Consider the following 23,706-nt stretch of genomic DNA (forward strand, 5'->3'; position numbering starts at 1 on the left):
GAAAGCCCGGAACGAAACTTTACGTAAAGTATGGTGTGCCCCGGACGTTCGGGAAGTTCCCTGACCGGCGCTCAGGGCAATGTCATGGCGAGGCGAAATCCGAGGTAGCGCATGCGTTTATCCGTATTAAACCAGTTGCGCGTAGTGGTGCGCATATCCTGTGGCCTGTGATTCCAGGAGCCGCCGAAAAACATGCGCTTTGCGCAATTGGCTTGCCAACAGGTGTCAGTCCATTGCCATACATTACCCATCATATCGTACAGGCCGAAGGCGTTGGGTTTGAAGCTGCCGACCGGCGCGGTTTTTTTGTTGTCCCACTCGCTTCCGCAACCATCGCAGTTGGCATTATTGCGTCCGACATCATTACCCCAGTAGTAATCCGTAGTAGAACCGGCCAGCGCGGCGATTTTCCACTCCTCTTCAGTCGGAAGACGGTACGTTTTACCCGTCTTCCCGGATAGCCACCGAATATAGGCTTGCGCGTCCTCCCAACTCACGTTGATCACAGGTCTGTTGCCTCGCCCCCAGCCATTATCCGAAGGGAGATATGCCCCGCAACCGCCCCCGCTTACGCAGGCATCCCATTCCTTGAAAGTCACCGCATATTTGCCGATTGCAAATTTTTTACCCGGGATAGCTACCATTTCGGGGCAGTCCGTGCAGGCTTTGCTCCCTTCGTCCTGTTTCCCGTCATTCAGGTCCAGTTGGGCTAATAGTTGCGCTCCATTTTTTTGAAATACCCCATCCGTTATCCCGATTTCTTTCCCGAGTACTTCCCGCTTATCTTCATAGCCCTCGTTCTCATCTATTTCCTCCGACGCTTCCAGGTTCGCTAGCCGTACTGCTGTTTCCATAGAACTACTGCGGGGTTTGCCGCTAACCGCCGCTCCCGGCGGCAGCGCGCCATCCGCGCGCTCGGCCACCGAACTGGAAACGAAAGCACTGACTTCAGCAGATGTAACAAAGATTGCGGGTGTTGCGAAGATCAGGACAAGCAGAAGACGGGAATAAACTGATTTCATGAATTTCATTCTAAAAAGCGGATTAGAAAGTTTTGTTTTAACACAAAATTTACAGGCTATTGTATAGAAAAGCCATGAATGCCGAAAACAGGCGGAAGTTCTCATCGAGAACAATATCCTATATTGTTAAATTCCGGTTTCCGGAGTAGCCTGTCTTTTACATCCGTTTTCCCTCATTGCTAGACAAAATGGCTGCTATTTCAGTGCAGTGCTGCATTGCAGGAGGAGGTCCGGCAGGCATGATGCTGGGACTGCTGCTGGCCCGCGCCGGTATCGAGGTGCTGGTTCTCGAAAAGCATGCGGACTTCCTGCGCGACTTTCGTGGCGACACGATTCATCCTTCCACACTTGAAGTCATGCATGAGTTGGGATTGCTTGAAGCGCTACTGAAACTGCCGCATCAGAAAACACCCCGGATCAACGCGCGATTCGGGAATCTCGCGCTTACAGTAGCTGATTTTACCCATCTCAAAACCCGTTGCCCCTTTGTTGTCTTGATGCCGCAGTGGGATTTCCTGAATCTTCTTGCCGGTCGGGCGGGCCGTTACCCAACGTTCAAGTTGCGAATGAATGCCGAGGTGACGGAGTTCATCCGGGAAGACGGGCACATCGTTGGGTTGCAGGCAGCTACACCGGAAGGTCCGCTAACCGTACGTGCAATGCTGATCATCGGAGCCGATGGCCGGCACTCCGTCGTGCGTGCCCAAGCCGGCTTGAAGGGAGTGGATTTCGGTGCGCCGATGGATGTGTTGTGGTTTCGGCTTTCGCGACGCCAAGACGATCCGGCAGACCCCGTCGCTCGCTTCGACACCAGGGGGATTTTCATCATGCTGAACCGGGGCGCCTACTGGCAGTGCGGTTTCGTTATCCCGAAAGGTTCGCATGCGCAAGTTAAAGCGTGCGGATTGCCGTCACTGCACGAAAGCATTGCCCAGCTGGCCCCGTTCATAAGCGATCGGGCCGGCGAGTTGCGGGACTGGGAGTCGATTAAGTTGCTTGCCGTTCAGGTCGATCGGTTGCGTCAATGGTATCGCCGAGGGGTTCTATGCATAGGCGATGCAGCACATGCGATGTCCCCCGTGGGCGGTGTCGGAATCAATCTCGCGATTCAGGACGCGATCGCCGCTGCGAATTTGCTGGCTGCGCCGCTGCGCGAAAATCGGGTAACAGATAAAGATCTGCATGGGGTTCAACAGCGGCGCGCGTGGCCGACAAAGATGACGCAGCTGTTGCAGCTCTTCCTTCAGAAACGCGTCATCGGTCGCGTACTGCACGGAAAGGGTGTCTCGCCCCCGTTCTTTTTTCGGCTCCTGGCCCGCTTCCCCTTCCTGGGTTGGATTCCCGCAAGGCTGATCGGAATCGGGTTTCGTCCTGAGCACGTTCATACGCCGGATGTGTGGAATGACCGACGGTCACCCAGGGGTGAACGTGCAAATTACCATTGACGAGTATCGATCTTTTTATCAGCGCCTCTGCTGTAGCTACAGGTTTTGTTTTCCGTCACAGCAGTAGTTGGTGTGCGAGCGTACCGAATCCCCTGACGAATGGTTTATGATTTTTGATCACAGCAATCTTGCTGTATTCACGAGGAGATAGTCATGAAATTGGTTTCAGGGTTGGCGACAAAATTATCATCACTGGCTAGCGCATTAATCTTAAGCGTAGCCGGCACAGGAATAATCCATGCAGCGGGAACCGACATGCCGGATGAGATAGCGCCTGCGGATTCTCCAGCCGTGAGAGATACTTTCAACGGGAAGCAGAACGAAGCGGAAAAGAAAAAGACGCAAAAAGAGGATCAACCGTCCAGTAGCAAGAAGCGCGACAATTCCCGATACAGCACGGATGGTGTCGAACGATATGAAGAAGACAAGGAATACAGCGGTACTGGCCCAAAGCGCGAGGGTCGCTGAGCCAGCCGGAACCGGTCTTTATACCGCTATAATGATATCCGCATGTATCGGTAATTGATTACCGGTTAATCGGCTTATACCTGATACGTTTCGGCTTGGCGCCTTCCTCGCCAAGGCGCTTCCGTTTGTCAGCCTCGTATTCCTGGTAATTGCCGTTGAAGAATACAACTTGCGAGTTGCCTTCAAATGCCAGGATATGAGTAGCGATGCGGTCGAGAAACCAGCGATCGTGCGAGATGACGAGAACACAACCAGCGAACTCCAGCAATGCGTCTTCCAGCGCACGCAACGTTTCCACATCCAGGTCATTGGAAGGCTCGTCCAGCAGCAGGACGTTTCCGCCTGAAATAAGTGTTTTGGCGAGATGAAGCCTTCCGCGTTCTCCGCCGGAAAGGTTGCCCACGATTTTCTGCTGGTCGGCGCCCTTGAAGTTGAAGCGGCCAAGATAGGCGCGGGCGGGCGTTTCGTATTTTCCGACGGTAAGGATGTCATGGCCGCCTGAAATGGTGTCGAATACGCTTTTGCCGCTTTCAAGGGCATCGCGTGATTGATCCACGTGCGCAATCTTTACAGTTGAGCCAATTGCTATTTCTCCGGAATCCGCCTGCTCCTTCCCCGTGATCATGCGGAACAAGGTTGATTTTCCCGCCCCGTTGGGACCGATGATGCCAACGATGGCGCCGGGTGGCGCCTTGAAGCTCAAGTCATCGATCAGCAAGCGCTCCCCATACGCTTTTGACACATTCTTGAACTCGATGACCTCATTGCCGAGCCTGTCCGCAACCGGAATGAATATCTCCTGCGTTTCGTTGCGCTTCTGGTACTCCTGCGAGTTGAGTTCATCGAAACGTGCAATGCGCGCCTTGGATTTCGCCTGACGCCCCTTGGGATTCTGCCGCACCCATTCCAACTCTTTTTTCAATGCCTTCTGACGTGCGGATTCTCCCGACTCCTCCTGCTTGAGCCGGATTTCTTTCTGTTCCAGCCAGGAACTGTAGTTGCCCTTCCAGGGAATGCCATGACCACGGTCAAGCTCCAGTATCCACTCAGCGGCATTGTCAAGAAAATAACGATCATGGGTAACCGCCACGACAGTACCGGGAAAGCGAGTGAGAAATTGCTCCAGCCATTCCACCGACTCGGCATCCAGGTGGTTGGTGGGTTCGTCGAGCAATAGCATATCGGGCTTTGACAGCAAAAGCTTGCACAATGCCACGCGACGTTTCTCGCCGCCGGAAAGATTCTTGATAACCGCGTCCCATTCCGGCAAACGTAGTGCATCGGCAGCGATTTCCATTTGCTGACCGGCATTTGCGCCACTGGTGGCAATGATGGCTTCCAGCCGGACTTGTTCGGATGCCAGTGCATCGAAGTCGGCATCCGGTTCGGCATAAGCCGCATATACCTCTTCCAGTTTCTGTTGTGCGCTGAATACTTCGCCCAGGCCTTCCTCTACCGCATCGCGCACTGTTTGCGCCGGGTTGAGCTGTGGCTCCTGCGCAAGATAGCCGATATTGAGATTGGGCATCGCCGTAACCTCGCCTTCGATATCCTTGTCCAGGCCCGCCATGATTTTCAGCACGGTCGATTTACCGGAACCGTTCAGCCCCAGCAAGCCTATTTTCGCGCCGGGAAAGAAACTGATGGAAATATCCTTGAGTATCGTGCGCCGGGGTGGAACAACTTTGCCCACGCGATTCATGGTGAGTACGTATTGAGCCATAGCGAATGTCAGGTTAGCAAAATGTTCGAGTTTAACGCATAGGCAACCGGCAGACAAAAGAATGGCAATTGGAGAGATTATACGGGCCTGCCAGACGTGTCATTCTCTGGTTCGCATACGCTCTGAAATATCGCGTTGATATTGCAGTGAGGATGAAACGTGATAAGAAGAACAAAAAATTCCTTGAGCGTAATTCAAAAGCTGCTGAGTATGAGTTAATATTTCGATCCTTCAGCTTTCCAAGGCTGTTCATCACTGATTCCATTTACGCAAACTCCAGGCGAGGCTACATGAATAAAAAATTGTCGATCATTTGTGCGTTATTAATGTTAAGCGCCTGTGCAAGCCCCACGCGCACAGTTCAAGAGGGTGTTAAAGACCCCGGCCCCAAAGTGACCGCGAGGCCCTTGCCGGCTGCAGAACGCATGACGATTGGCATAGCGCGTTTTACAAATGAATCAATTTATGGCAGCGGTCTTTTTACTGATGCTTCCGGTGACCGTATTGGAAAGCAGGCATCTGATTTGTTGGCGCGGCATCTTATGGCGACGCAACGTTTCAACGTGGTCGAGCGGCAGGATATCGGCAAATTGGCGGCGGAAGCTGATCTGATGGGCGTCAGCAAAGAGCAGTTCAAACAAAACCTGAAAGGGGTTGATGCCTTGATTCTTGGTTCGGTTGCCGAATTGGGGCGAGACACCACCGGTAACAGCTGGCTGGTGGGCAAGCAGAAAACTCAACGGGCGCGGGCACGCGTTGTATTGAGGCTGGTCGATCCGAAGACGGGTCAATTGTTCTATACGCAGGAAGGCTCGGGAGAAGCCGATTTGTCATCCAGCAGCACGTTCGGTTTCGGCGGTGCGACAGGTTTTGACTCAACCCTTGAAGGAAAGGCGATCGATGCCGCAATCGTGAACATGATCAACAGCGTGGCGCAAACCCTGGACGCGCGCCGCACTACAGGGCAGTAAAAATAAATGAAAAAAGATGATCCCGTCCCAAGCGCACCTAAACGTATTTATTCTAAGTTCATATTTCTGGCCGCCACAATTGGTTTGGCGGGTTGCAGCACACCATCGATTTACCATTGGGGCCAGTTTGAGGATGGGCTGCATGACCGGTATGTCAATCAAAACCATCCGCAAGCCGATGCGTATCTGCTGGAAACGATCACTAAGGCGGAACAGGAAAACCTGAGAATTCCCCCCGGTGCTTATGCGGACTACGGCTTTTTATTGTTTAAACGGGGTGATCATAAAGGGGCGATTGCCTATTTTGAAAAAGAAAAACATTTTTTTCCGGAGTCCAGCGCCTTTATGACCAAACTGGTTGAGCGCGTCAAGCAAAAGGAATCTGATGCTGCTGAAAAGCAACAGCCGCAGGCCGCCGTCACTCAAGGAACTCAAGGAACCCAGCCATGAAGTCAGCTCTGGTCATTGCTGCATGTTTCGCTTTGGGCCAGCTTTCTGGTTGTGCCGTTCAGCCCGCCAAAATCGATCTATCGGCCTTTCACACACATAAACCCCGTTCCATAGTGGTTGTGCCGGTACTTAACGAGACAACCGAAATCAGTGCTCCATCCGTTTTCGTCTCGACCATTACCAAACCATTGGCGGAACGAGGTTATTATGTTTTTCCGGTGTATCTGACAGACCTTGTGCTGCGCGATTTCGGGTTGGCGGAAGCTGGGCATATTCATCAACTGGAAACGCAACGCTTGTTCGAATTGTTTGGAGCAGACGCGGCCCTATTTATCACCATTAAAGACTGGAGCAGCAAGTATGTTGTTCTCGCCTCGACGGTTGTCGTGGAAATGGATTATGAGTTAAAGGACACTAGAACGGGCACGGTTCTGTGGCAATCAAAACAGCAGGTCGTCCAGAATTCCGGGGGAAGTGACTTGATCAGCATGGCTATAATGGCGGCGGTCAACGCCATGCTGACCGATTATCTTCCGCTGGCGAGGCAGGCAAATAACCAGGCTTTTGTGCCGCCAATGGGTTTGCCAGCGGGACCGTATAATTCGGACTACGGTCGGGATCAGGACAAATTCTAAGTCCAAGACAATAAGGATGCGTACAAAACCCGGAGTTGACCACGAGTCGACGCCTTTGCCTCGCAGGAATCAAGCTACGCAACAGGACAGGTGTATGGCGCTCTAAAGGGGGCGGGCCACCTTGGCGCGGATATGATGAACTTTGTCTCCGATCCCAAACGGTCGCGAGAATTGCACATCTGATAAAGTTTTTGGCGTCGCTTGCTCGCTTGGGAGCAAACGACGCCACGCGCGAAATCGGAATGCTGCCTTCGCTTACGATCTGCACTCGTCCCTCACCTAACAGCTATCAATATCCGCCAGATCCCGATCCCGAGGATCCCCCTGAGCTTCCTGTGCCCTGAGACGAACCCGATCCCGCTCCTTGCCCGGTTGAGCCCGATCCCTTTTTCCTCGGAGACATTGAGTATGAGTCATCCTTACCCGACGTGCCTTTCCCCGTGGTGTCCGTGGTGCCATCACCCTGACTATTTCTTTGGCCGGTTATGGCTTCACCGGAGGTTGATCCACCCTGTCCGGACATTGCACCGCCGGGCCCGGACGTAGATCCGCCCTGCCCGGACATTGCTCCACCGGTTTGTCCCGAACCGCTGGTCTGCGCATGAACAAAGCCGGTTATTCCAACCATCACGCCGGCAAGCAAGATTGACCCCGCCGCGTTCTTTAAAACGGAAATAAATTTCATGAAAGCTCCTTCATATCGATTCAGCGAAATTGCTGTATGAAAAATAATACGCTCGCCCTTTAGTTGTTCCGTACGTTTCCGCACCGAGGCAAACGCGATATGCTCGTTAAAGATGGACAGTTGGGACTCCCCCTGTCCGTCGGTCATGCTCCGTTCACCAAAGGGCAGAGACTTCAGCAGTTTCAGAAACTACGATACCTTTACGCTTCTGCGCTCTGCCCTGAAGTTGCGCGCATGAGCCGCGCGGCGTTATCCTTGGTATCGTAAATGTTGATGGACGGCTGGCCCTCTGCCGCCTTCTCCATGCGCTCACGGATTTCAGTTGCCATTTTGTTGCTGCGTTGCACAGCGGGGCGACCTTCCATCGCCTCGAACCAGCGCATGAAGTTGGGAAATCCGTTTTTGTCGACTCCGCGATCGGCATGCCCCTTGCACCAGGGGTAGGCAGCGATGTCGGCAATCGTATATTCATCCCCGCTTAGCCAGGTACATTCGCCTAGCCGGTTTTCCAGCACCCGGTACAGGCGCAGCACCTCGTTGTTGTACCTATCCCGTGCATACTGATTGTCGCTAGCCTGCCTGTTGAAGTGATTGGCCTGACCGAACATGGGACCAATGTGCGCAACCTGGAAAAACAGCCACTGCAAGGTGTCATAGCGTTTGCGGGCATCCTTCGGCATAAATTTTCCGGTTTTTTCCGCCAGATAAAGCAGAATGGCGCCGGATTCCATCATTGTATAGCGACCGTTTCCGGGCCCTTCGGTATCTACAATGGCGGGAATCTTATTGTTGGGGCTGAGCTTAAGGTGCTCCGGCTTGAACTGTTCCCCGATACTGATATTGACGTCGATGTGCTTCCACTCGATTCCAGTCTCTTCAAGCATGATCATCACTTTTTGGCCATTAGGTGTTGGGCTGGAGTGCAATTCAATCATGGTTTCTCCTCAGGTTGCCTGCATTGATTGGAACATCGCATCGTTGAACTGTCTTTTACATCTTGCCCAGGAAGGCCGGGATAAGCGGCTTATGATCAGTCGCCTACATCTCTCGAAAACCGAAATTGATGAGTGCGCCGGCATTCGATCCTGGTTTAATGTGTTGTATCGTGTGCGAGTTCTGATGGGTTAAGCTACACTTTACCTCATTCTAAACAAGGACCCAGCCCAGAATGGTGCGGACACTTGTTGCTGTCACTCCATATTTGCTGCACCGCAGGAAGCTCGGGTAAATAAACCGGCTTGTGGTTGAGTTTTTCACATTTAATCTCGGGAACCTATCTTGTTCAAAATAATCGGGGTTTTATTAGGCTATTTCCTCTTCGGCATTTTCGGGGCATTTATTGGATATATCGTCGGGAGCTTTATCGACCGGTACAGAGCTTACGGCGCGGGCGGCGTCAATCCGCTAACCGCTGCTCATCGCCAGTCCGTTTTCATCGAGACGGTTTTTATTCTGATGGGAAAGCTCGCCAAAGCAGATGGGCATGTTTCCCGGGATGAAATCACTCATGTTGAAGATTTCATGCAAAAGCTGGGGATGTCCTCCGAGCACCGGCAAGTCGCAATTGTCCTGTTCAAGCAAGGAACGGCGCGCGATTATGATATCAAGCCGAAGCTGAACGAGTTCATGTCTGTTTGCGGGCATACCAGCAGTCTGAGACAAATGCTGCTGGTTTACCTCATCGTTATGGCCTTATCCGATGGATATCTGGACGCGACGGAGGAGAGTTTACTAAACGACGTTGCGTCCAATTTAGGCTACGACCCACTTGCATTCAAGCAGTTGCTGGAGATGGTTTCAAGCCAATCGCACTTCGCGGGGGGCAAGGTAACATCCGCCGATGCGCTGGACGATGCTTACAAGGCCTTGGGCGTAACTAAAGAGAGTAGCGACCAGGAAGTAAAACGTGCATATCGGAAGCTGATAAGCCAGTATCACCCAGACAAATTGATGGGCCAGGGTGTGCCGGAAGATATGATTGCCGTGGCCACGGCTCAGACCCAGGAAGTGCAGACAGCTTATGACCTGATTAAAAAAAGCCGCAATATGACCTGAAGGAGCTAAGGCTTGACTTCTTATAGTTCCAGGGGTTCGACGTAACCGGTCATTTCATAATAACCGCGGCCCGCGGGCTCGCCGTCACGGGTAACGGTAACTGCGCCTTCCCAATAGACTGCGCCCGTTGATTGACGCGAATCGAGTTCCTGATCATCTTGCAACGGGGTAAGCAGCCATACCGTCGAGCCCGTTGTAATCTGCATTTCCACAGGATAAGTCGCATTGGTAAGGGGCGAGCGCCAGGTGCGTTGGGGTTCGAAGGTGACCTGCTCCGGCTCGAACTTGGTGAAGCGGCCGGATGGGTCGCGGATGCCGGCATACGCCCATACCTTACCCCCGTCCTTGCCGCGAATTCGAAACGCCATCAGGGAAGAGCCATCGTCTAGATTGGCGCCGACCCAATCCCATCCGTCAGCCGCGGGGTCGAGGTAGGCGGTTGACCATTCGTGGTCGAGCCAGGCAACGCCGCTGACGGCTATTTCCTTGCCGGTACGAGTGACGGTTCCAGAAACTTGCAGCTGCGGTTCGCTGTAGTAATAGCTAGCTTGTTCCGGGCGCGGCCCTTTGCGCGAAAAGCCATTGATGTCTTGCAGCATTGGGGGTTGGGTGGGCGTCAGCGACAAGTGCAGCATGAAATCCTCCGCTTTTATGCTGGTCTGATAGCGCCCGTTTTCCTCGCGCACCAAGTACCAGTCGCCCAGTTTTACATCCGTATTGCCCTCTTTGGTATAAGCCAGGCCAAAGCCTTCGCGAGCGCTTTTTTGATCGTGAAGAAGCTTGCCCGCGGCCGGATCGGACAATGCCGCGTGTGCAATGATGAGATGCTGCGGGGCGAAGCGGCTTGGATTGGTTCGATCGTGTTCGGTAGCAACGCGAAAAAAAGTGATCTGGAAGCCGAGAGGTTTTTTTTCCGGTGTTTCCAGCCATCCCGTCGCATACCACCATTCATTACGGAAGGAGGGATGGTCGCCGAAATCGTGGGGGAAAGTGAGCGGCATGTCCCGGACAACAGGGGAAAACCGAGGTGGCGTAGCGAAAACGCAGGTAGCGGCGAAGCAGGTAACAACGAAAAAGGTAACAAAAAGACCTTGTAACGGAATCGGCCGCCTCATGAGTTGGAAAATCGAGCGCCAGTACCCGGGAAAAAAATCGGTATGAGTGGAACAGCATTTTAATATATGCATCACCAGTCCTCGCGTACCGCGCGCACGGCATTACCCGAAACCGCATGCCGTCCCGAAGCAACGGCTGTCATCGAGGCCGACGCCATCAATATCAGAGCCACCGCCAGCAGTCCTTTCCATGGTAGGTTCAGCTGCATGGTCCAGTGGAACGACTGCGGATTTACGATGAAGACGAGAATCAGGCTGATGCACCAGCCGAGCACGAAGCCGAGCACGGCGCCAAGCGCAGTCAACAGCCCGCCTTCCACAGCAAGCATGCCCAGGATCTGTCTGCGCGTCATGCCGATGTGCCGCAACATTCCAAATTCTCGGGTACGTGCCAAAGCCTGCGCCGAAAAGCTTGCGGCCACGCCGAGTAGCCCGATGACAACAGCCACACCTTCCAGCAGGTAGGTTACCGCAAAGCTGCGGTCAAAAATATTCAGGCTTAACGAGCGTATCTGGCCGGGCTCGGAAAAATCCAGCGCGTCACCGAAGGGCAAGCGCCTCATCGACGCAATCACTTGTTCAGATGTTGTTCCGTTTTGTAGCCAAAGTGCCGCATCGTTCACGAGCCGATCGCCCGTCAGCGCCTGATAGTCCGCCAACTGCATCTGTATCGCGCCGAACTGCCGCCCGTAGTCGCGCCACACGCCCGCGATGACAAAGCTGGGCGCCGGAGTCGCTATTGGCAATGTCACCCGCTTGCCTGGAGTATAGCCGTACAGATCGACCATCGCCTCGGATACCCAGATCGGCATTGTGCCCTCAGGGAGCAGTGGGGGTGAAATTGCCTCCCCTGTCATCGGTAAAGTATTGCCCGGATCGGTCATGTCAATGGGACGTGCAATCAGCGCAATGCTGGGTCGGTCTGGATCAAGCGCCAGTTGTGATGAGCGCAAAAAGTCCACGCGCGCGAGACCAGGAATGGCTTCAAGTGCTTTTGTTTCTGCCGGCGTGAGACCTCGTGCGTCCCCGCCCGTGCCCGTGCGTAAATACAAGTCGGCAGGGAGGACATGTTTCAGCCAATCATCGACCGACACGCGAAAGCTTGAAACCATTATTGCCATCGCAACTATCAAGGTAAAGCTGGCCAGCACGCCGCCCAAGGCGATAGCGGCCTGATTGGGCGCATTGGCCAGTCGCGCTAGGGCCAATGTCGTCAACGCTGGCGCGGCCACTTGGGCAGGAGAGGTGCGACTGCTTAGCGTGGAAGATGCGACAGAGAAAACCAATGCTGCAAATCGCGGCATGAGAATAATGCCACCGGTCAGCAATTGTGCTATCGCGAGATAGCCGAATATGGGTAAATCGAAAATCGGCGGCAACTGAGTAAACACGATTCCCGATACCAGACAGATCAAGCCGGGCCAGGGTGTAGCCAGTTTCGAGAGCGCAATGTCTTCGCTTCCGGACTTGAGAGCCGGCGCTGGATTGGCAGTTGCCGCTTCCCAGGCCGGAGCGGCACTGCCCAACAAGGTGATACCTAATCCCAAAATGAAAAAGACCGAGGCTGCCAGCAGGTCAAAATGCACATCAGGTTTTATCCCCGTAAAGAATCCACCGCCAAGGTCGCCGCCAAAATAATGCAGGGCGGTGGCGGCGGTAACATAGCCAAGGGCAAGCCCTGTCAGGGAGCCGATAGCACCCAGCGCAGTTCCTTCGAATAGAACTTGCCCCAGCAGTTGCCTGCGCGTCAGGCCGAGCACCCGCAGCAAGGCAAATTGATGACGCCGGCGGACGACCGATAGGGCCTGGGTCGAAAATACCAGAAACGTGCCGGTAAACAGCGCTACCATGGCAAGCATGTTCAGGTTGACGCGATAGGCGCGTGACATATTGGCCACGCGGGTTTCCTCGTTAGCGGGTTCCGTGACCAGGTATTGCCCGCGCAGCTCCAGTTCCTGCTCCAGTTTTGTTTTGAACGCGGCTCGATCTACGCCTGGCAGCAGCTTCAATTCAATACGCGACAGTTGGCCGACGCGCTGTAAACGCCATTGCGCCGCGCCTATATCCATCACGCCGATGCGTTGCCCTGCGCGAGCCCGCGTCAGCCCGCCTGCAATCCGTAGCGTGATTGTCTGTGTGCCCACCCGCAGCTGCAGAGGATCGCCCTGTTTTACTCCCAGCCACTCCATCGCTGCGGGGGACAGGAAAATGGCGTCGTCGGCCAGGATATCGAATAGTTTTTCCTCGGCAGGAATACCGATCAGATCCGGCGTCATCACTGATGCGTGGAAAATATCCAGTCCGAGAATTTTTAACGTCGCATTATTTCTTTCTTGCGAGTTGCCAGGAATGGCGACGTCGAGTTCCAATACCGGATTGGCAAGTTCAACATCGCGATGTTGCGCCAGTACCGGATAGAGCGACTCATCAAAGGTCACCTGGGGACCGCGAACCTGTAGATCGGATTGGCCGGAAAGACTCTTGGCGGCTGCGGAAAATTCGTTGAAGGCGGCGGTATTGATCAAATGAATGGCGAACCCGAGCGCCACGCCGAGCGCGATCGCAATGATGGCCGCGGCGAGCTGGACCCGATGAGTCCGCCATTCGCCCGACAGCAACCAGCGGGACAGCATGCCCTTGTTAAGCGGCTTCGTCATCCCCTCTGAGGTGAATCTGCCGCATTTGCCGCATGGGCTGCATCCGCTGCGTCTGCCGGAACCAGCGGATGTAATCCCTGCTTTGTCAGCACCAGCACCCGGTCCGCTGTCGCAGCGGCTGCACGCGAATGGGTGACGATAATCCCGCTCGCGCCGTTTGCCTTTATTTCCCTGCGCATCAACATGAGGATGTCATGAGCGGTGTCCGGGTCGAGATTGCCGGTGGGTTCATCGGCCAGAATCAGTTTCGGGCTGTGCACAAGTGCGCGGGCAATAGCGACGCGCTGCAATTCGCCGCCAGACAGTTGGCGAGGGAAATGCGACCCCCTGCCGCGGAGGCCAACCGCTTCCAGCATTTGTTCAGCGCGCTCTGTGGAGGCGTCATTCAGCAGCAGAGGCAATGCAATATTCTGGCTTAGCGTCAGATGCGGCAGAATGTGAAACGCCTGAAAAATGAAGCCGAATTCCTTGCGTCGCAGGCGCGTGGCCGCATCGTCGCTCAGTGACGACATCGTGGTGCCGTTAATCAATATCTCGCCCGTATCCGGAATATCCAGACCGGCAATCAGATTCAACAGGGTTGATTTGCCGACGCCGGACTCGCCCATGATTGCCACATACTCGCCGGCATCAAGAGTGTAGGATAAATCGGCCAGCACTTGGCGTCCGCTCGCATAGGCTTTGCCGATATGGCGCAGTTCGAGCATGAATCGATTAAACTCCGCGCCACATGCAGCGCGATACGCAACCATATTTCATGAAGATAGCAATGGGACAGGGCATGCGAGTATCCAGGAAAAATATATTATTATTATTGTAACTGTTAGTCACTGAGGGTGCCTTGAATAAGGAAGAGAGAAAGGAGAACCATGCGGCATTTATATGCGATTAAATCCTCCATTCAAGACCGGAACGCGCGACTTGTTGCAATCTGGGTTGCCATCGTGGTGGGTGCATGCCTTGATGCCATAAATCAGGGGATTCCATTGCTGCTTGGAGAACCGATGACCTTCGGGCGATGGATTTCCGTTTTTGTCACGCCCGTGGTACCGTTCCTGGTGAGTTGTCATGGTCAGGGAATGAGGAACAAGGGATAGAGACGCTTCCGCGGCCCCGGATATGGCCCGGCTTGGCGTTGCGTGTCTTGCTGCAGTGGGAGCGGTAATGTAAAAAACTACTCGTAGCGTATGAATTCCTCTGCAAGCGAGTCCGCGCCATGGCGCCTGATCAATGCTTCTATCTCCGCAAGCAGACCGTCATCTTCATCGTCCTCCAGGACGCCATCTCCTACCAGCCTGGCCGGCAGACCGGAGGCAATGGCTTCTTTTATCGTTTCCAAAGTAGGCGGATTTTCCCGGTTCTCGTCATTCACCACCGCGTCGATCACCCGCGAAAGCGGCTCACTCGCATTACTCTGCGCGAACTCGATGGCTAACGAATCTCCGCCAAACTCCTCAATCAGTGCGTCCAGTTCATCCAGTAACGAGTCGTCGATGTCAACGTGATGCAACCGCTCCGCTTCGCTCAACGAAGCGGGCAACAAGCCGGCTATAAAGGCGCGCACCGACGCCAGCGTTACTGGCTGCTCGGCATCGGGATCGTTGACCTGGCTTTCGAAAAGCGCCGAAAGGTTGGCGCTAACGCGGGTGGCGACATCAATAGGATAACGAATCATAGCTCTATCCCCGGTATTGGAAGCGTGATGGCGGATGACGTCATGGTCCGGTTTGTGGCTGACCCACGGCCAGAACGCGGAACTATAGCGACGACGGACAATATGCTTCAGTTTAGGTCTCGCCGCGGAAAAGTCAATATTCGATTTACATGCTGGCCATTTTGTAATGATCCTCGCAGTCCGCAGAGCGCACGCACTAACCAGAAGTGGCGGAAAGCGTGGCGATAACCTCTTCGTCCGTCACCTGCGGGAACTCCATGTAAAACTGCGCGACCGCCTGAAAGTTGATGGGTGTCGAGAGACAAACGACACGATCCGCGTTGCTTCGCACTTTTTCCAGCGTGTCGGGCGGCGCCACCGGCACGGCGCAGATCAGTTCAGACGGATTCCTGGCCCTGAGCGCATGCAACGCCGCGAGCATGGTTGAACCGGTCGCCAGCCCATCATCGGTCACAATGACCACGCGTCCTGCCGGATCGATGGGTTGCCGGATGGGAGTGTATTGCGCGCGCCGCCGCCGTATTGCCGCAAGTTGAGTGGAAGCTTCATTCTTGATGTATTGCTCGCTCGCGCCCGTTTCATGGGCGTAATCCGCCAGATAAACCCATCCGCTTTCGTCCACCGCACCGATGGCGAACTCGGGATTGCCTGGTGCGCCCACCTTGTGCACAAGCACCACATCCAATTCGCCGTTCAGTTCGTCGGCAATCACTTTCGCCATCGGCACCGCCCCCCTTGGAATTGCAAGAACCAGCGGATGTTGGTTGCGATATTCAGAGAGAGCTGCGGCAAGTTGTCTGGCCGCGGCAACGCGATTTTCAAAAATCATGGCTATCTCCGGTTACGTCCATCTGCCGAGGCGGCGCAAGCAGGACAAAGTTAAAAACCGAGGTGTACCTTGGAATTCGGGTACTTGTTTTTCGCATCTATCTTGATTGCGTGCATCTTGATATTGAGCACTATCGCGCGCGTGGAGCCAATGAATCATGATTATTTTGCTCATCGCGGTGCCGTAGCCTTGCTGGTCTCTCCATGGTGCGGTTAATAAGTATTTGAAGTTCGCCGAGCGAGCGGGTATTGAGTATATTTTTCTTTTCCAGCCAACCCCGACGTGCTTGCCCTATGCCAAAGCGCAGGTTGTCGAAGTCGAAAGTACTGTGCGCATCCGAATTGACACTGACCAGCACCCCTTCCTCCCTGGCCATCTGGCAGTAGGTATCGAGCAAGTCAAGACGTTCCGGTTGGGCGTTGAGTTCGAGAAAACAGCCACGGCGCCCCGCTTCACGAATAACGCGCGCCATGTCGATGTCGCATGGCGGACGTTGCTGGATGAGCCGCCCGCCGGGATGCGCCAGGATAGTGAAATTGGGATGCTGCATGGCTCGCAGGATACGTTCCGTCTGTCTTGCGCGTGAAAGCTCGAACTTGCTGTGCACCGCCCCTACAACCAGGTCGAGTTTTGCCAGGACATGATCCGGCAGGTCCAGGCTGCCGTCCTCCAGAATATCTACCTCTATTCCTTTCAGCAAGATAATCCCTTCCAGCTCTTCGTTAAGCGCATCGATTTCCTCGCATTGACGCGCCAGCCGCAGCGGATCGAGACCACGTGCAACGGCAAGTTGGCGTGAATGGTCGGTAATGGCGAGATATTCCCAACCGTGGCGTTTGGCTGCAAGCGCCATCTCACGCAGGGTGTTGTGCCCATCGGTCGCTTTGGTATGGGCATGGAGATCGCCTCGCAAGTCCCCAAGCTCAACCAGTTGCGGTAGCCGTTTGGCACGCGCCAATACGATCTCCCCCCGATTTTCGCGCAACTCCGGGGGGATGTAAGACAGGCCCACAGCACGGTAAACCGATTCCTCGCTTTCGCCGGCAATGCGGGCTCCATCGCGGTACACGCCATATTCGTTGATTTTCAATCCCCGTTTCTGAGCAATATACCGGACGGCGATATTGTGCGACTTGGAGCCTGTAAAGTAGTGAAGGGCGGCGCCATAACTTTCTTCCGCTACGACTCGCAAGTCGACCTGCAAGCCGCATGTGAGGATGACGCTCGCGCGTGTGCCCCCCGCGGCCAGTATCTCGGCAACCTCGTCATAACTGATGAAATACTGCATAACGGGACGAGGCTCTGCTGCCGTTATCACGATATCGAGGTCCCCGACGGTCTCGCGCATGCGTCGGTAACTGCCCGCGACAGTTACCTTCATTACCCCCGGCGCCGCTACCAGGTAGGATCGTAAGGCTTCGGCGTATTGGGCCGCTACCGCCAGCTTGAAGCGGCTTACCTGATCGGCATGTGCTTCCACAGCCTGCAGAATGTTGAGCTCGGTCTTTTCGCCAAAACCGGGTAGAGCGCGAATGCGGCCGTCACGTGCAGCGCAATAGAGTTGCTCGACGGTTTGCACATCCAGATCGTGGTAGAGATGTCTTACCCGCTTGGGACCAAGACCGGGAACTTTAAGAAGCTCAGTGACGGCGGGAGGAAGTTCCGTACGCAGGCGGTCCAATAAACTGCACCGATTGGTAGTCACGATTTCCTTGATTTTGGCTGAAAGATCGCGACCGATACCAGGTATACCTGTCAGATCCTCTTCCTTTTCCATCAACGCGTATGCTTCTACAGAAAGTTCGCCTATGATGCGCGCCGCGTTACGGTAGGCGCGTATACGGAATGGATTCGCGCCCTCGATCTCAAGCAGATCGGCAATCTTTTCGAAAATGGCAGCGATGTCGGCATTATGGCTCGGCATGGGGTGATATTCCCTGGTTTGATCTTTTCAGTCCTTGGCAACTCGGCAGAAAGTATTTTCCGAGTTCAAAGTGTAGTATAGCCAGAGAATCCGGCTGGGCCAGAAACAGCATAACCGGTGTGATTAAACTTGACACGGCTGAAGGGTTCTTCTATAGCTATTTATGGGGCATGTTTTAGATCAAGGGTAACGGCGGGCGTCGCGAGAGCAAAAGAACAAGTGATTTTCAAGGAATTATCTATGCCGACCCAATCTCCAACATACTTTGAACACGACGCGGATATCGGCATCATAGGGCGCGGTGCAACCGTAGAGCAGGCATTTGAGGCGGCGGCACAGGCTGTATTCGGGATTGTCACAAAATTGGATGCGGTGCAGCCAAAGACTGCGGTAACGATAGCATTCGAAGAGGCTGACGTGGAGTTGGCCATGGTGACGTGGTTGAACCTGTTACTGGGGAAATCCCGTGAACTCGGCATGGTTTTCAGCCGTTTCCGGATGCAGCGCAACGGCGCCCGATGGAACGCCGAAGCGCTGGGTGAGAAGTGGCGCGCTGGCCTGGAGCGCGGGGTCGAAGTAAAAGGCGCAACCCTTACCATGCTTTCAGTGAAACAAACGGGGGCAATGTGGGAGGCGCGTTGCATAGTGGACGTGTGACATGAATCTGCAGCAGTTACACCAACTGGAACCCTGCCTTTGGACCCTGCCGCGTGCAACCGCCGAGAAACGCGCGGAAGTGTTGCTCTACGGCACGGCGCCTTTGCTGGTCAGCATGGACGACAAGGTACTGGAACAAGCCGCCAATGTTGCTTTTCTGCCGGGCGTAGTCGGCGCGTCAATGACAATGCCGGATGCACATTGGGGTTACGGCTTTCCTATCGGGGGCGTTGCGGCCTTCGATGCCGGGCAGGGCGGCGTGATTTCGGTGGGCGGTGTCGGCTTCGATATTTCCTGCGGCATACGTTGCCTGCGCAGCAATCTCAGTTTGCAGGATGCAGCGCCGCGCTTCAATGAGCTCGCGGACACGCTGTTCCATGCAATTCCGGCTGGCGTAGGGGAAGAAGGCGAGATCAAGGTGAATCTCACCCAAATTGATCAAATACTGCAGGAGGGCGCGAACTGGGCGGTAAAGCATGGCTATGGCAATACTGCGGACCTTGAATATATTGAAGAACATGGCCGTGTTGCGGACGCTGTGCCGGATAACGTGTCAGAACTGGCTAAAAAGCGCCAGCGCGGCGAAATGGGTACGCTGGGCTCGGGAAACCATTACCTTGAAGTTCAAATGGTGGAACGCATTTACGATGCTGCCGCCGCCCTGGCTTTTGGATTGCATGAAGGCCAGATCCTTATTTCGATACATTGTGGTTCGCGCGGGCTCGGGCACCAAATCGGCACGGAGTACATGCTCATACTGGCGAAGGCCGCCAGCCGGCTCGGCATCCGCTTGCCCGACCGGGAATTGGCCTGTGCACCGATTAAATCTCCCGAGGGGCAGCAATATATCGGCGCCATGAACGCAGCAATCAACTGCGCACTCGCCAACCGCCAGATACTCACTCACCTGACACGGGTTGCTTGCGAGAAAATCTTTCGTGATGCGGAGTTTGAAACATTGTTCGATGTTTCGCACAATACCTGCAAGGCCGAAACGCACGAAGTGGACGGCAAGCCCAGGTTGCTCCATGTGCACCGTAAAGGCGCAACGCGCGCCTTCGGTCCGGGGCACCCCGCGCTACCGGAGCGCTATCGCAAGGTAGGCCAGCCGGTCGTCATCGGTGGCAGCATGGGCACAGGCTCATACATTCTTGCGGGCTCCAGTGGAAATCGGGCATTCGCCTCGGCCAGCCACGGCGCAGGCCGGGCCATGAGTCGGCATCAGGCCTTGGCGCGCTGGAAGGGCCGCGCACTCGTGGATGAGCTGGCGCAGCAGGGCATACTGATTCGCACACGCTCGATGAGGGGCGTGGCGGAGGAAGCACCAGGCGCATACAAGGATGTCGATCTCGTAGCGGAAGCGACGGAACAAGCGGGGCTCGCGCGACGAGTTGCTTTCCTCCGGCCAAAAGTGTGCGTTAAGGGATAGGGGATAGGGAATAACTTATGGAAGATGACAATGTATCAACGTATTCTGGTTCCTGTTGACGGTAGTCCAACATCCGAGCGAGCGCTGCAGGAAGCGCTCCGGCTTGCGCAGCAGCAAAGCGGGCGGTTGGAGTTGGTGCATGTTCTGGGCGACGTTCGCCTCATGGAAGCCAGTAGTTATATCAATTACGCGGAAATGAAGGATGCAATGGCGAGTGCCGGCAAAAAACTGTTGGAACAAACCAGGATGGTGGCGCAGCAGTCAGGAACGGCAGCGGAAGTAAAGCTGCTTGAAGCAGGGGGCGCGCGAATCGCGAGTGCGATCGTGGAGGAGGCCAGGCAATGGCAAGCCGACCTGATCGTAATCGGTACCCACGGCCGCACCGGTTTCAGCCGCGTTTTATTTGGCAGTGTTGCGGAGGGGGTAGTGCGCACCGCTCAGATACCGGTGTTATTGATTCGGTGAGCTTGGACCCGAAAATCAGATCCCGCGCACAGGAATAAGGATCCACGAATACATACGATTTCGACCATGAAGTCATCCTGCCCAGCTTCTCCCTCGGCGAGCTGCACATATGAATCATTGAGAGGACATAAAAATGAAACTGCAACTGCAAATCACTACACGCGATGTTCCCCATTCTGAAGCACTGGAGGGCCATATTCGGCAAAAAGCGGAAAAGCTTGAAACGTTTTATCCCCACATCATGGGGTGCCGCGTCGTAGTCGAGGTTCCACACAAGCACAAACATCAAGGGCGCGTATTCAATGTGCGCCTCGACATAACGGTGCCGGGCAAGGAACTTGTGGTGAACCGGGAGCCGCATGAGGATGTGTACGTTGCACTACGCGACGCTTTTGGTGCCGCCAAGCGCCAGCTGGAAGATTACGGGCGCCGCCAGCGTGGCGACGTAAAGGCACACGCGCCAGTGTTGCGCGGCAGGGTGGCGCGGTTGGTTGAAGATGAAGGGTACGGTTTTATCGAGACACCCGACGGGCAGGAGCTCTACTTTCATCGCGAAAATCTTGCCAGCAATAATTTTGATCAACTGGCGGCAGGTAGCGAGGTGCAGTTCCTGGAAGATATCGCCAGCGAGGGCTTTCAGGCAAAGCGTGTGAGTACCGGCAAACATCACATTGAAAACTTCGAAGAAGAAACAGATAAGGAGTGACAAGTCTGCCGTCCTGGATCGAGCCAGACCACGGATGAATAATGCGAGGTTGGGATGAAGCTTGATCTCGCTCCGGGGGATGCGCTGATCCTTGTGGATGTGCAGAACGATTTCATGCCAGGCGGCAGTCTTGCAGTGCCTGACGGTGACAAGATCATTCCGGTACTCAACCGGTATTTAACACTTTTTCATACCCATGGCCTGCCGATTTTCGCTACTCGCGATTGGCATCCGCCGGACCACTGCTCTTTTGCACAGCAAGGGGGGCCGTGGCCTCCGCATTGCGTCGCCGGCACCCCGGGTGCGGCATTTCCTGGCAGCCTTGAACTCCCCCCCGGTACCCACATCATTTCCAAGGCTACGAATCCTGAAAACGACGCTTATTCCGGCTTTACGGAAACTCCACTCAACGCCTTACTCCAGTCATCCGGTAGCCGACGCGTGTTTATCGGCGGCGTTGCGGCAGAGTATTGCGTGCTCAATACCGTAAAGGAGGCCCTGCGGCATCACTATGCAACCGTCGTGCTCGAGGATGCGGTACGCGCGATGGATACGAGTGCGAATCATGGTGGCGCGCTAACCGAGATGACGCAACTTGGTGCGATCTCCATTCATTTTGAAGTGCTGGGCGCATGAATCCGCTTTCCAGTCCTCTGATGACGGATAATTATCAGTTTATGATGTTGCAGAGCTACCTCGAGCAGGGCATGGAAGAAACCGCGGTGTTCGAGCTTTTTGTTCGCAAGCTTCCGCCGGGGCGAAATTTCATGATTGCGGCCGGGCTGGAACAAGCGCTCAATTTTCTTGAGAACCTGAGGTTTTCTCCCGAGGAGCTGGCCTGGCTTGCCCCGCGTTTCCCGTCCACTCTTATCGCCTACCTTGAGGAATTTCGTTTTACCGGCGACGTTCATGCCATGCCGGAAGGCACGATATTTTTTCCGGATGAGCCTATCCTGCGGATAACCGCCGCACTACCGCAAGCCCAGCTTATCGAATCCCGTATGATGAATCTGCTGCACTTCGAAACCTTGATCGCATCCAAGGCTGCCCGTTCCGTGCTGGCGGCGCCGGACAAGTTGCTGGTGGATTTCGGCATGCGCCGCGCGCATGGCGCGGAAGCCGGGCTACTTGCGGCACGTGCGAGCTATCTCGCGGGATTTTCCGGTACTGCCACGGTACTGGCCGGAGCACTGTATGGGATTGCACTGTTTGGCACGACAGCTCACTCCTATATTCAGGCCCACGAAGACGAGACCACAGCCTTTGAACACTTTGCGCGTTGTCACCCTGACAACGTGATACTGCTGATCGATACCTATGATACGGAGGCAGCCGCAGACAAGGTGGTGGCACTCGCTCCCAAACTCGGCGCGGATGGAATCGGCATCAAGGGCGTAAGGCTGGATAGCGGCGATCTGGCGATGCATGCCCGGCAGGTACGCAAGATACTGGATGAGGGCGGGCTGGAAAACACCTTCATTTTTGCTAGCGGGAACCTGGATGAATACCGGCTGCACGCGTTGTTGGCATCCGGCGCGCCTATAGACGGCTTTGGTATCGGGACCGCATTGGATGTCTCCAGCGATGCGCCTTCGCTGGATTGTGCCTACAAGCTGCAGGAATACGCCGGCAAGGCCCGTCGCAAACGCTCGGAAGGAAAGGTAACGTGGCCGGGAAGAAAGCAGGTATATCGCAAATACGATAGCGCCGACGGTTGCATGATGCGCGACGTTGTCACGCTGGAGGAAGACAATTCTTATGACGGGGAGCCGCTGGTCATCCCCGTTATGGTGGCTGGCGAGCGTATTAACGGAAATGTCGGTCTCGATGAAATGCGCCGACGGACGCTGGCGAACTATGCCCGGCTGCCGTCGCAAATGACCGCTCTTGAAGCGGCGCATGCTTACCCCGTGGAAATTTCCCCGTCGTTGCGAGCGTTAGCCAAACAGCTGGACGAGGATTCTGGCGCATTTTCACATCTAACTCAAACCTTATGAGCCTTATGATGACGAGCTTTACGCCGCACCTTCAGCTGTATACGCTAATCGCTTTCTTTAGCGCTTCACACACCGAACTGCGCAACGCTTCCCATTGCCGGCCACCCTTGAGAAAGTGCTTCTGGTTAATCTCCAGCTCTATTCCAATGTAGGCATCAGCCGGAAACCGGCGTCGCAAACACGCAGCGAAACCATTCGCCTTGCCCAGGTAGGGATAGTTGCGGCGGACAGCGAGGCAGGGCGCCTGCGCTTTCAGGTTCGCTCGCCAGCGGTTGCACAAGTCCCGCTCCAGGGGGCGCGACGGATCATAGAGCAGGCCGATATCGGCGTTGCGGACCTGGCCGTCGAGCTCCGGTGTAAAACTATGTGATGAGAAGTGAATTATTTTTTTTCCGCTTCGAACTGCTTCGGCAATGTAGGCCTCGGCGGTATTGCGAACAGGGAGGTAATAGCGCTCCAGAATCTCGCGACGCATTGTGAGCGGCAGATGACGCGTAGCTTTTGAATAAAGCCGCGGATGGCCGACAGGGCGATTGAGGTCGATCAGCAGACGGCTTGTGGTACAGGCAAACAGGGGGGCGCGAAGTGTCGCCGCAAGCTCGTTTGCCATGTTCAGGGCGCCCAGGTCGTAGCCGCGATGGCTGTGCAGCAAAGAGTCAAAGCCGCCAAAGAATTGACGGTAGCGTTGTGGAATGCGGTTGCCGCCGTGCTCGCAGGTAACCAAATAATCGGTGATACCAGTCACGGCTCCGTTATCAGTCGACGCTTCCTGTTCCTGCATATAAGCAATTAGCTTTC

24 protein-coding genes are annotated in these 23,706 nt (G+C 54.9%); 13 read left to right on the forward strand and 11 right to left on the reverse strand.

The features are described from left to right. Window positions 1-71 precede the first annotated feature (71 nt). The gene (locus BMZ14_RS14695) at window positions 72-1,022 is read right to left on the reverse strand and encodes a formylglycine-generating enzyme family protein (RefSeq protein ID WP_177186879.1); all 951 of its coding nucleotides are present in this window, start codon (window positions 1,020-1,022) and stop codon (window positions 72-74) included. Window positions 1,023-1,210: 188 nt separating this feature from the next. On the opposite strand from BMZ14_RS14695, the gene BMZ14_RS00275 reads away from it, so the two are divergent. Together BMZ14_RS00275 and BMZ14_RS00280 are read left to right on the forward strand one after the other, a co-directional pair. Next, on the forward strand, window positions 1,211-2,467 hold the full coding sequence (locus BMZ14_RS00275) for an FAD-dependent oxidoreductase (protein WP_177186880.1): 1,257 nt from the start codon (window positions 1,211-1,213) through the stop codon (window positions 2,465-2,467). A 153-nt stretch (window positions 2,468-2,620) separates the two neighbouring features. After that, window positions 2,621-2,935, forward strand: a complete 315-nt coding sequence (locus BMZ14_RS00280; protein ID WP_074793488.1) for a hypothetical protein — start codon at window positions 2,621-2,623, stop codon at window positions 2,933-2,935. 58 nt (window positions 2,936-2,993) lie between these two features. Here BMZ14_RS00280 and ettA read toward each other — a convergent pair whose 3' ends face one another. Further along, window positions 2,994-4,658, reverse strand: coding sequence for an energy-dependent translational throttle protein EttA (gene ettA / locus BMZ14_RS00285; RefSeq protein WP_074793490.1), 1,665 nt, complete (start codon window positions 4,656-4,658; stop codon window positions 2,994-2,996). 290 nt (window positions 4,659-4,948) lie between these two features. Between ettA and BMZ14_RS00290 the strand changes: the two genes are divergently transcribed. From BMZ14_RS00290 to BMZ14_RS00300, 3 genes are read left to right on the forward strand one after another with little or no spacing between them, the layout of a single operon-like run. After that, window positions 4,949-5,629 carry a CsgG/HfaB family protein gene (locus BMZ14_RS00290; protein WP_074795362.1) on the forward strand — a complete coding sequence of 227 codons (681 nt, stop codon included), beginning with the start codon at window positions 4,949-4,951 and terminating at the stop codon, window positions 5,627-5,629. A gap of 6 nt (window positions 5,630-5,635) precedes the next feature. Further along, window positions 5,636-6,079, forward strand: a complete 444-nt coding sequence (locus BMZ14_RS00295) for a DUF4810 domain-containing protein (protein ID WP_083396556.1) — start codon at window positions 5,636-5,638, stop codon at window positions 6,077-6,079. Continuing rightward, window positions 6,076-6,714 (forward strand): DUF799 domain-containing protein, encoded by a 639-nt coding sequence (locus tag BMZ14_RS00300; RefSeq protein ID WP_074793492.1) that lies wholly within the window; start codon window positions 6,076-6,078, stop codon window positions 6,712-6,714. Before BMZ14_RS00295 ends, BMZ14_RS00300 begins: the two co-directional genes overlap by 4 nt. Before the next feature lie 289 nt (window positions 6,715-7,003). Here BMZ14_RS00300 and BMZ14_RS00305 read toward each other — a convergent pair whose 3' ends face one another. Then, window positions 7,004-7,399, reverse strand: coding sequence for a hypothetical protein (locus tag BMZ14_RS00305; protein ID WP_143071843.1), 396 nt, complete (start codon window positions 7,397-7,399; stop codon window positions 7,004-7,006). A gap of 200 nt (window positions 7,400-7,599) precedes the next feature. After that, window positions 7,600-8,334 (reverse strand): glutathione S-transferase family protein, encoded by a 735-nt coding sequence (locus BMZ14_RS00310; RefSeq protein WP_074793496.1) that lies wholly within the window; start codon window positions 8,332-8,334, stop codon window positions 7,600-7,602. 343 nt (window positions 8,335-8,677) lie between these two features. Here BMZ14_RS00310 and djlA point away from each other — a divergent pair, with 343 nt between their 5' ends. Next, a complete protein-coding gene (gene djlA, locus BMZ14_RS00315; protein WP_074793498.1) occupies window positions 8,678-9,454 on the forward strand; it encodes a co-chaperone DjlA in 777 nt (258 codons plus the stop codon). 20 nt (window positions 9,455-9,474) lie between these two features. On the opposite strand, the gene BMZ14_RS00320 is transcribed toward djlA, so the two are convergent. From BMZ14_RS00320 to BMZ14_RS00330, 3 genes are all read right to left on the reverse strand, one after another. After that, a complete protein-coding gene (locus tag BMZ14_RS00320) occupies window positions 9,475-10,455 on the reverse strand; it encodes a lipocalin-like domain-containing protein (RefSeq protein ID WP_256208268.1) in 981 nt (326 codons plus the stop codon). 185 nt (window positions 10,456-10,640) lie between these two features. Beyond that, window positions 10,641-13,226 (reverse strand): FtsX-like permease family protein, encoded by a 2,586-nt coding sequence (locus tag BMZ14_RS00325; protein WP_074793500.1) that lies wholly within the window; start codon window positions 13,224-13,226, stop codon window positions 10,641-10,643. After that, window positions 13,223-13,933, reverse strand: a complete 711-nt coding sequence (locus BMZ14_RS00330; RefSeq protein WP_074795367.1) for an ABC transporter ATP-binding protein — start codon at window positions 13,931-13,933, stop codon at window positions 13,223-13,225. The genes BMZ14_RS00325 and BMZ14_RS00330 overlap by 4 nt, the downstream gene beginning before the upstream one ends. 162 nt (window positions 13,934-14,095) lie before the next feature. On the opposite strand from BMZ14_RS00330, the gene nrtS reads away from it, so the two are divergent. Then, complete coding sequence (gene nrtS, locus BMZ14_RS00335; RefSeq protein ID WP_074793502.1) at window positions 14,096-14,323, forward strand: nitrate/nitrite transporter NrtS; 228 nt, start codon at window positions 14,096-14,098, stop codon at window positions 14,321-14,323. A gap of 77 nt (window positions 14,324-14,400) precedes the next feature. Here nrtS and BMZ14_RS00340 read toward each other — a convergent pair whose 3' ends face one another. The 3 genes from BMZ14_RS00340 to polX form a co-directional block, all read right to left on the reverse strand. Continuing rightward, on the reverse strand, window positions 14,401-14,901 hold the full coding sequence (locus tag BMZ14_RS00340; protein ID WP_074793504.1) for a hypothetical protein: 501 nt from the start codon (window positions 14,899-14,901) through the stop codon (window positions 14,401-14,403). Window positions 14,902-15,097: 196 nt separating this feature from the next. Next, complete coding sequence (locus BMZ14_RS00345) at window positions 15,098-15,730, reverse strand: phosphoribosyltransferase (protein WP_074793506.1); 633 nt, start codon at window positions 15,728-15,730, stop codon at window positions 15,098-15,100. Between the two features lie 130 nt (window positions 15,731-15,860). Then, a complete protein-coding gene (polX, locus tag BMZ14_RS00350; RefSeq protein ID WP_083396558.1) occupies window positions 15,861-17,654 on the reverse strand; it encodes a DNA polymerase/3'-5' exonuclease PolX in 1,794 nt (597 codons plus the stop codon). A gap of 240 nt (window positions 17,655-17,894) precedes the next feature. Between polX and BMZ14_RS00355 the strand changes: the two genes are divergently transcribed. The 6 genes from BMZ14_RS00355 to BMZ14_RS00380 all read left to right on the forward strand — a co-directional run bounded on the left by BMZ14_RS00355 (window position 17,895) and on the right by BMZ14_RS00380 (window position 22,908). Next, the gene (locus BMZ14_RS00355) at window positions 17,895-18,311 is read left to right on the forward strand and encodes an archease (RefSeq protein WP_074793508.1); all 417 of its coding nucleotides are present in this window, start codon (window positions 17,895-17,897) and stop codon (window positions 18,309-18,311) included. 1 nt (window position 18,312) lies between these two features. Beyond that, entirely contained in the window at window positions 18,313-19,740 is a 1,428-nt protein-coding gene (locus BMZ14_RS00360; protein ID WP_074793510.1) for an RtcB family protein, read from the forward strand. Between the two features lie 30 nt (window positions 19,741-19,770). Further along, entirely contained in the window at window positions 19,771-20,205 is a 435-nt protein-coding gene (locus BMZ14_RS00365; RefSeq protein WP_074793512.1) for a universal stress protein, read from the forward strand. A gap of 133 nt (window positions 20,206-20,338) precedes the next feature. Beyond that, the gene (locus BMZ14_RS00370) at window positions 20,339-20,911 is read left to right on the forward strand and encodes an HPF/RaiA family ribosome-associated protein (protein ID WP_074793514.1); all 573 of its coding nucleotides are present in this window, start codon (window positions 20,339-20,341) and stop codon (window positions 20,909-20,911) included. Window positions 20,912-20,965: 54 nt separating this feature from the next. Beyond that, entirely contained in the window at window positions 20,966-21,547 is a 582-nt protein-coding gene (locus BMZ14_RS00375; RefSeq protein WP_074793516.1) for an isochorismatase family protein, read from the forward strand. Then, a complete protein-coding gene (locus BMZ14_RS00380; protein ID WP_074793518.1) occupies window positions 21,544-22,908 on the forward strand; it encodes a nicotinate phosphoribosyltransferase in 1,365 nt (454 codons plus the stop codon). The genes BMZ14_RS00375 and BMZ14_RS00380 overlap by 4 nt, the downstream gene beginning before the upstream one ends. Before the next feature lie 31 nt (window positions 22,909-22,939). Here the strand turns inward: BMZ14_RS00380 and BMZ14_RS00385 are convergent, their stop codons facing one another. Then, window positions 22,940-23,653 (reverse strand): N-formylglutamate amidohydrolase, encoded by a 714-nt coding sequence (locus BMZ14_RS00385; RefSeq protein WP_256208270.1) that lies wholly within the window; start codon window positions 23,651-23,653, stop codon window positions 22,940-22,942. Between the last annotated feature and the right edge of the window lie 53 nt (window positions 23,654-23,706).

Origin of the sequence: Nitrosospira briensis, from assembly GCF_900115125.1 — a bacterium.
Classification (GTDB): Bacteria; Pseudomonadota; Gammaproteobacteria; order Burkholderiales; family Nitrosomonadaceae; genus Nitrosospira; species Nitrosospira briensis_A.

Bases quoted from the DNA above. Each gene is read 5' to 3' on its own strand.
- BMZ14_RS14695 (WP_177186879.1), bottom strand. From the start codon at position 1,022: ATGAAATCAGTTTATTCCCGTCTTCTGCTTGTCCTGATCTTCGCAACA.
- BMZ14_RS00275 (WP_177186880.1), top strand. From the start codon at position 1,211: ATGGCTGCTATTTCAGTGCAGTGCTGCATTGCAGGAGGAGGTCCGGCA.
- BMZ14_RS00280 (WP_074793488.1), top strand. From the start codon at position 2,621: ATGAAATTGGTTTCAGGGTTGGCGACAAAATTATCATCACTGGCTAGC.
- ettA (WP_074793490.1), bottom strand. From the start codon at position 4,658: ATGGCTCAATACGTACTCACCATGAATCGCGTGGGCAAAGTTGTTCCA.
- BMZ14_RS00290 (WP_074795362.1), top strand. From the start codon at position 4,949: ATGAATAAAAAATTGTCGATCATTTGTGCGTTATTAATGTTAAGCGCC.
- BMZ14_RS00295 (WP_083396556.1), top strand. From the start codon at position 5,636: ATGAAAAAAGATGATCCCGTCCCAAGCGCACCTAAACGTATTTATTCT.
- BMZ14_RS00300 (WP_074793492.1), top strand. From the start codon at position 6,076: ATGAAGTCAGCTCTGGTCATTGCTGCATGTTTCGCTTTGGGCCAGCTT.
- BMZ14_RS00305 (WP_143071843.1), bottom strand. From the start codon at position 7,399: ATGAAATTTATTTCCGTTTTAAAGAACGCGGCGGGGTCAATCTTGCTT.
- BMZ14_RS00310 (WP_074793496.1), bottom strand. From the start codon at position 8,334: ATGATTGAATTGCACTCCAGCCCAACACCTAATGGCCAAAAAGTGATG.
- BMZ14_RS00320 (WP_256208268.1), bottom strand. From the start codon at position 10,455: ATGCCGCTCACTTTCCCCCACGATTTCGGCGACCATCCCTCCTTCCGT.
- BMZ14_RS00325 (WP_074793500.1), bottom strand. From the start codon at position 13,226: ATGACGAAGCCGCTTAACAAGGGCATGCTGTCCCGCTGGTTGCTGTCG.
- BMZ14_RS00330 (WP_074795367.1), bottom strand. From the start codon at position 13,933: ATGCTCGAACTGCGCCATATCGGCAAAGCCTATGCGAGCGGACGCCAA.
- nrtS (WP_074793502.1), top strand. From the start codon at position 14,096: ATGCGGCATTTATATGCGATTAAATCCTCCATTCAAGACCGGAACGCG.
- BMZ14_RS00340 (WP_074793504.1), bottom strand. From the start codon at position 14,901: ATGATTCGTTATCCTATTGATGTCGCCACCCGCGTTAGCGCCAACCTT.
- BMZ14_RS00345 (WP_074793506.1), bottom strand. From the start codon at position 15,730: ATGATTTTTGAAAATCGCGTTGCCGCGGCCAGACAACTTGCCGCAGCT.
- polX (WP_083396558.1), bottom strand. From the start codon at position 17,654: ATGCCGAGCCATAATGCCGACATCGCTGCCATTTTCGAAAAGATTGCC.
- BMZ14_RS00355 (WP_074793508.1), top strand. From the start codon at position 17,895: ATGCCGACCCAATCTCCAACATACTTTGAACACGACGCGGATATCGGC.
- BMZ14_RS00360 (WP_074793510.1), top strand. From the start codon at position 18,313: ATGAATCTGCAGCAGTTACACCAACTGGAACCCTGCCTTTGGACCCTG.
- BMZ14_RS00365 (WP_074793512.1), top strand. From the start codon at position 19,771: ATGTATCAACGTATTCTGGTTCCTGTTGACGGTAGTCCAACATCCGAG.
- BMZ14_RS00370 (WP_074793514.1), top strand. From the start codon at position 20,339: ATGAAACTGCAACTGCAAATCACTACACGCGATGTTCCCCATTCTGAA.
- BMZ14_RS00375 (WP_074793516.1), top strand. From the start codon at position 20,966: ATGAAGCTTGATCTCGCTCCGGGGGATGCGCTGATCCTTGTGGATGTG.
- BMZ14_RS00380 (WP_074793518.1), top strand. From the start codon at position 21,544: ATGAATCCGCTTTCCAGTCCTCTGATGACGGATAATTATCAGTTTATG.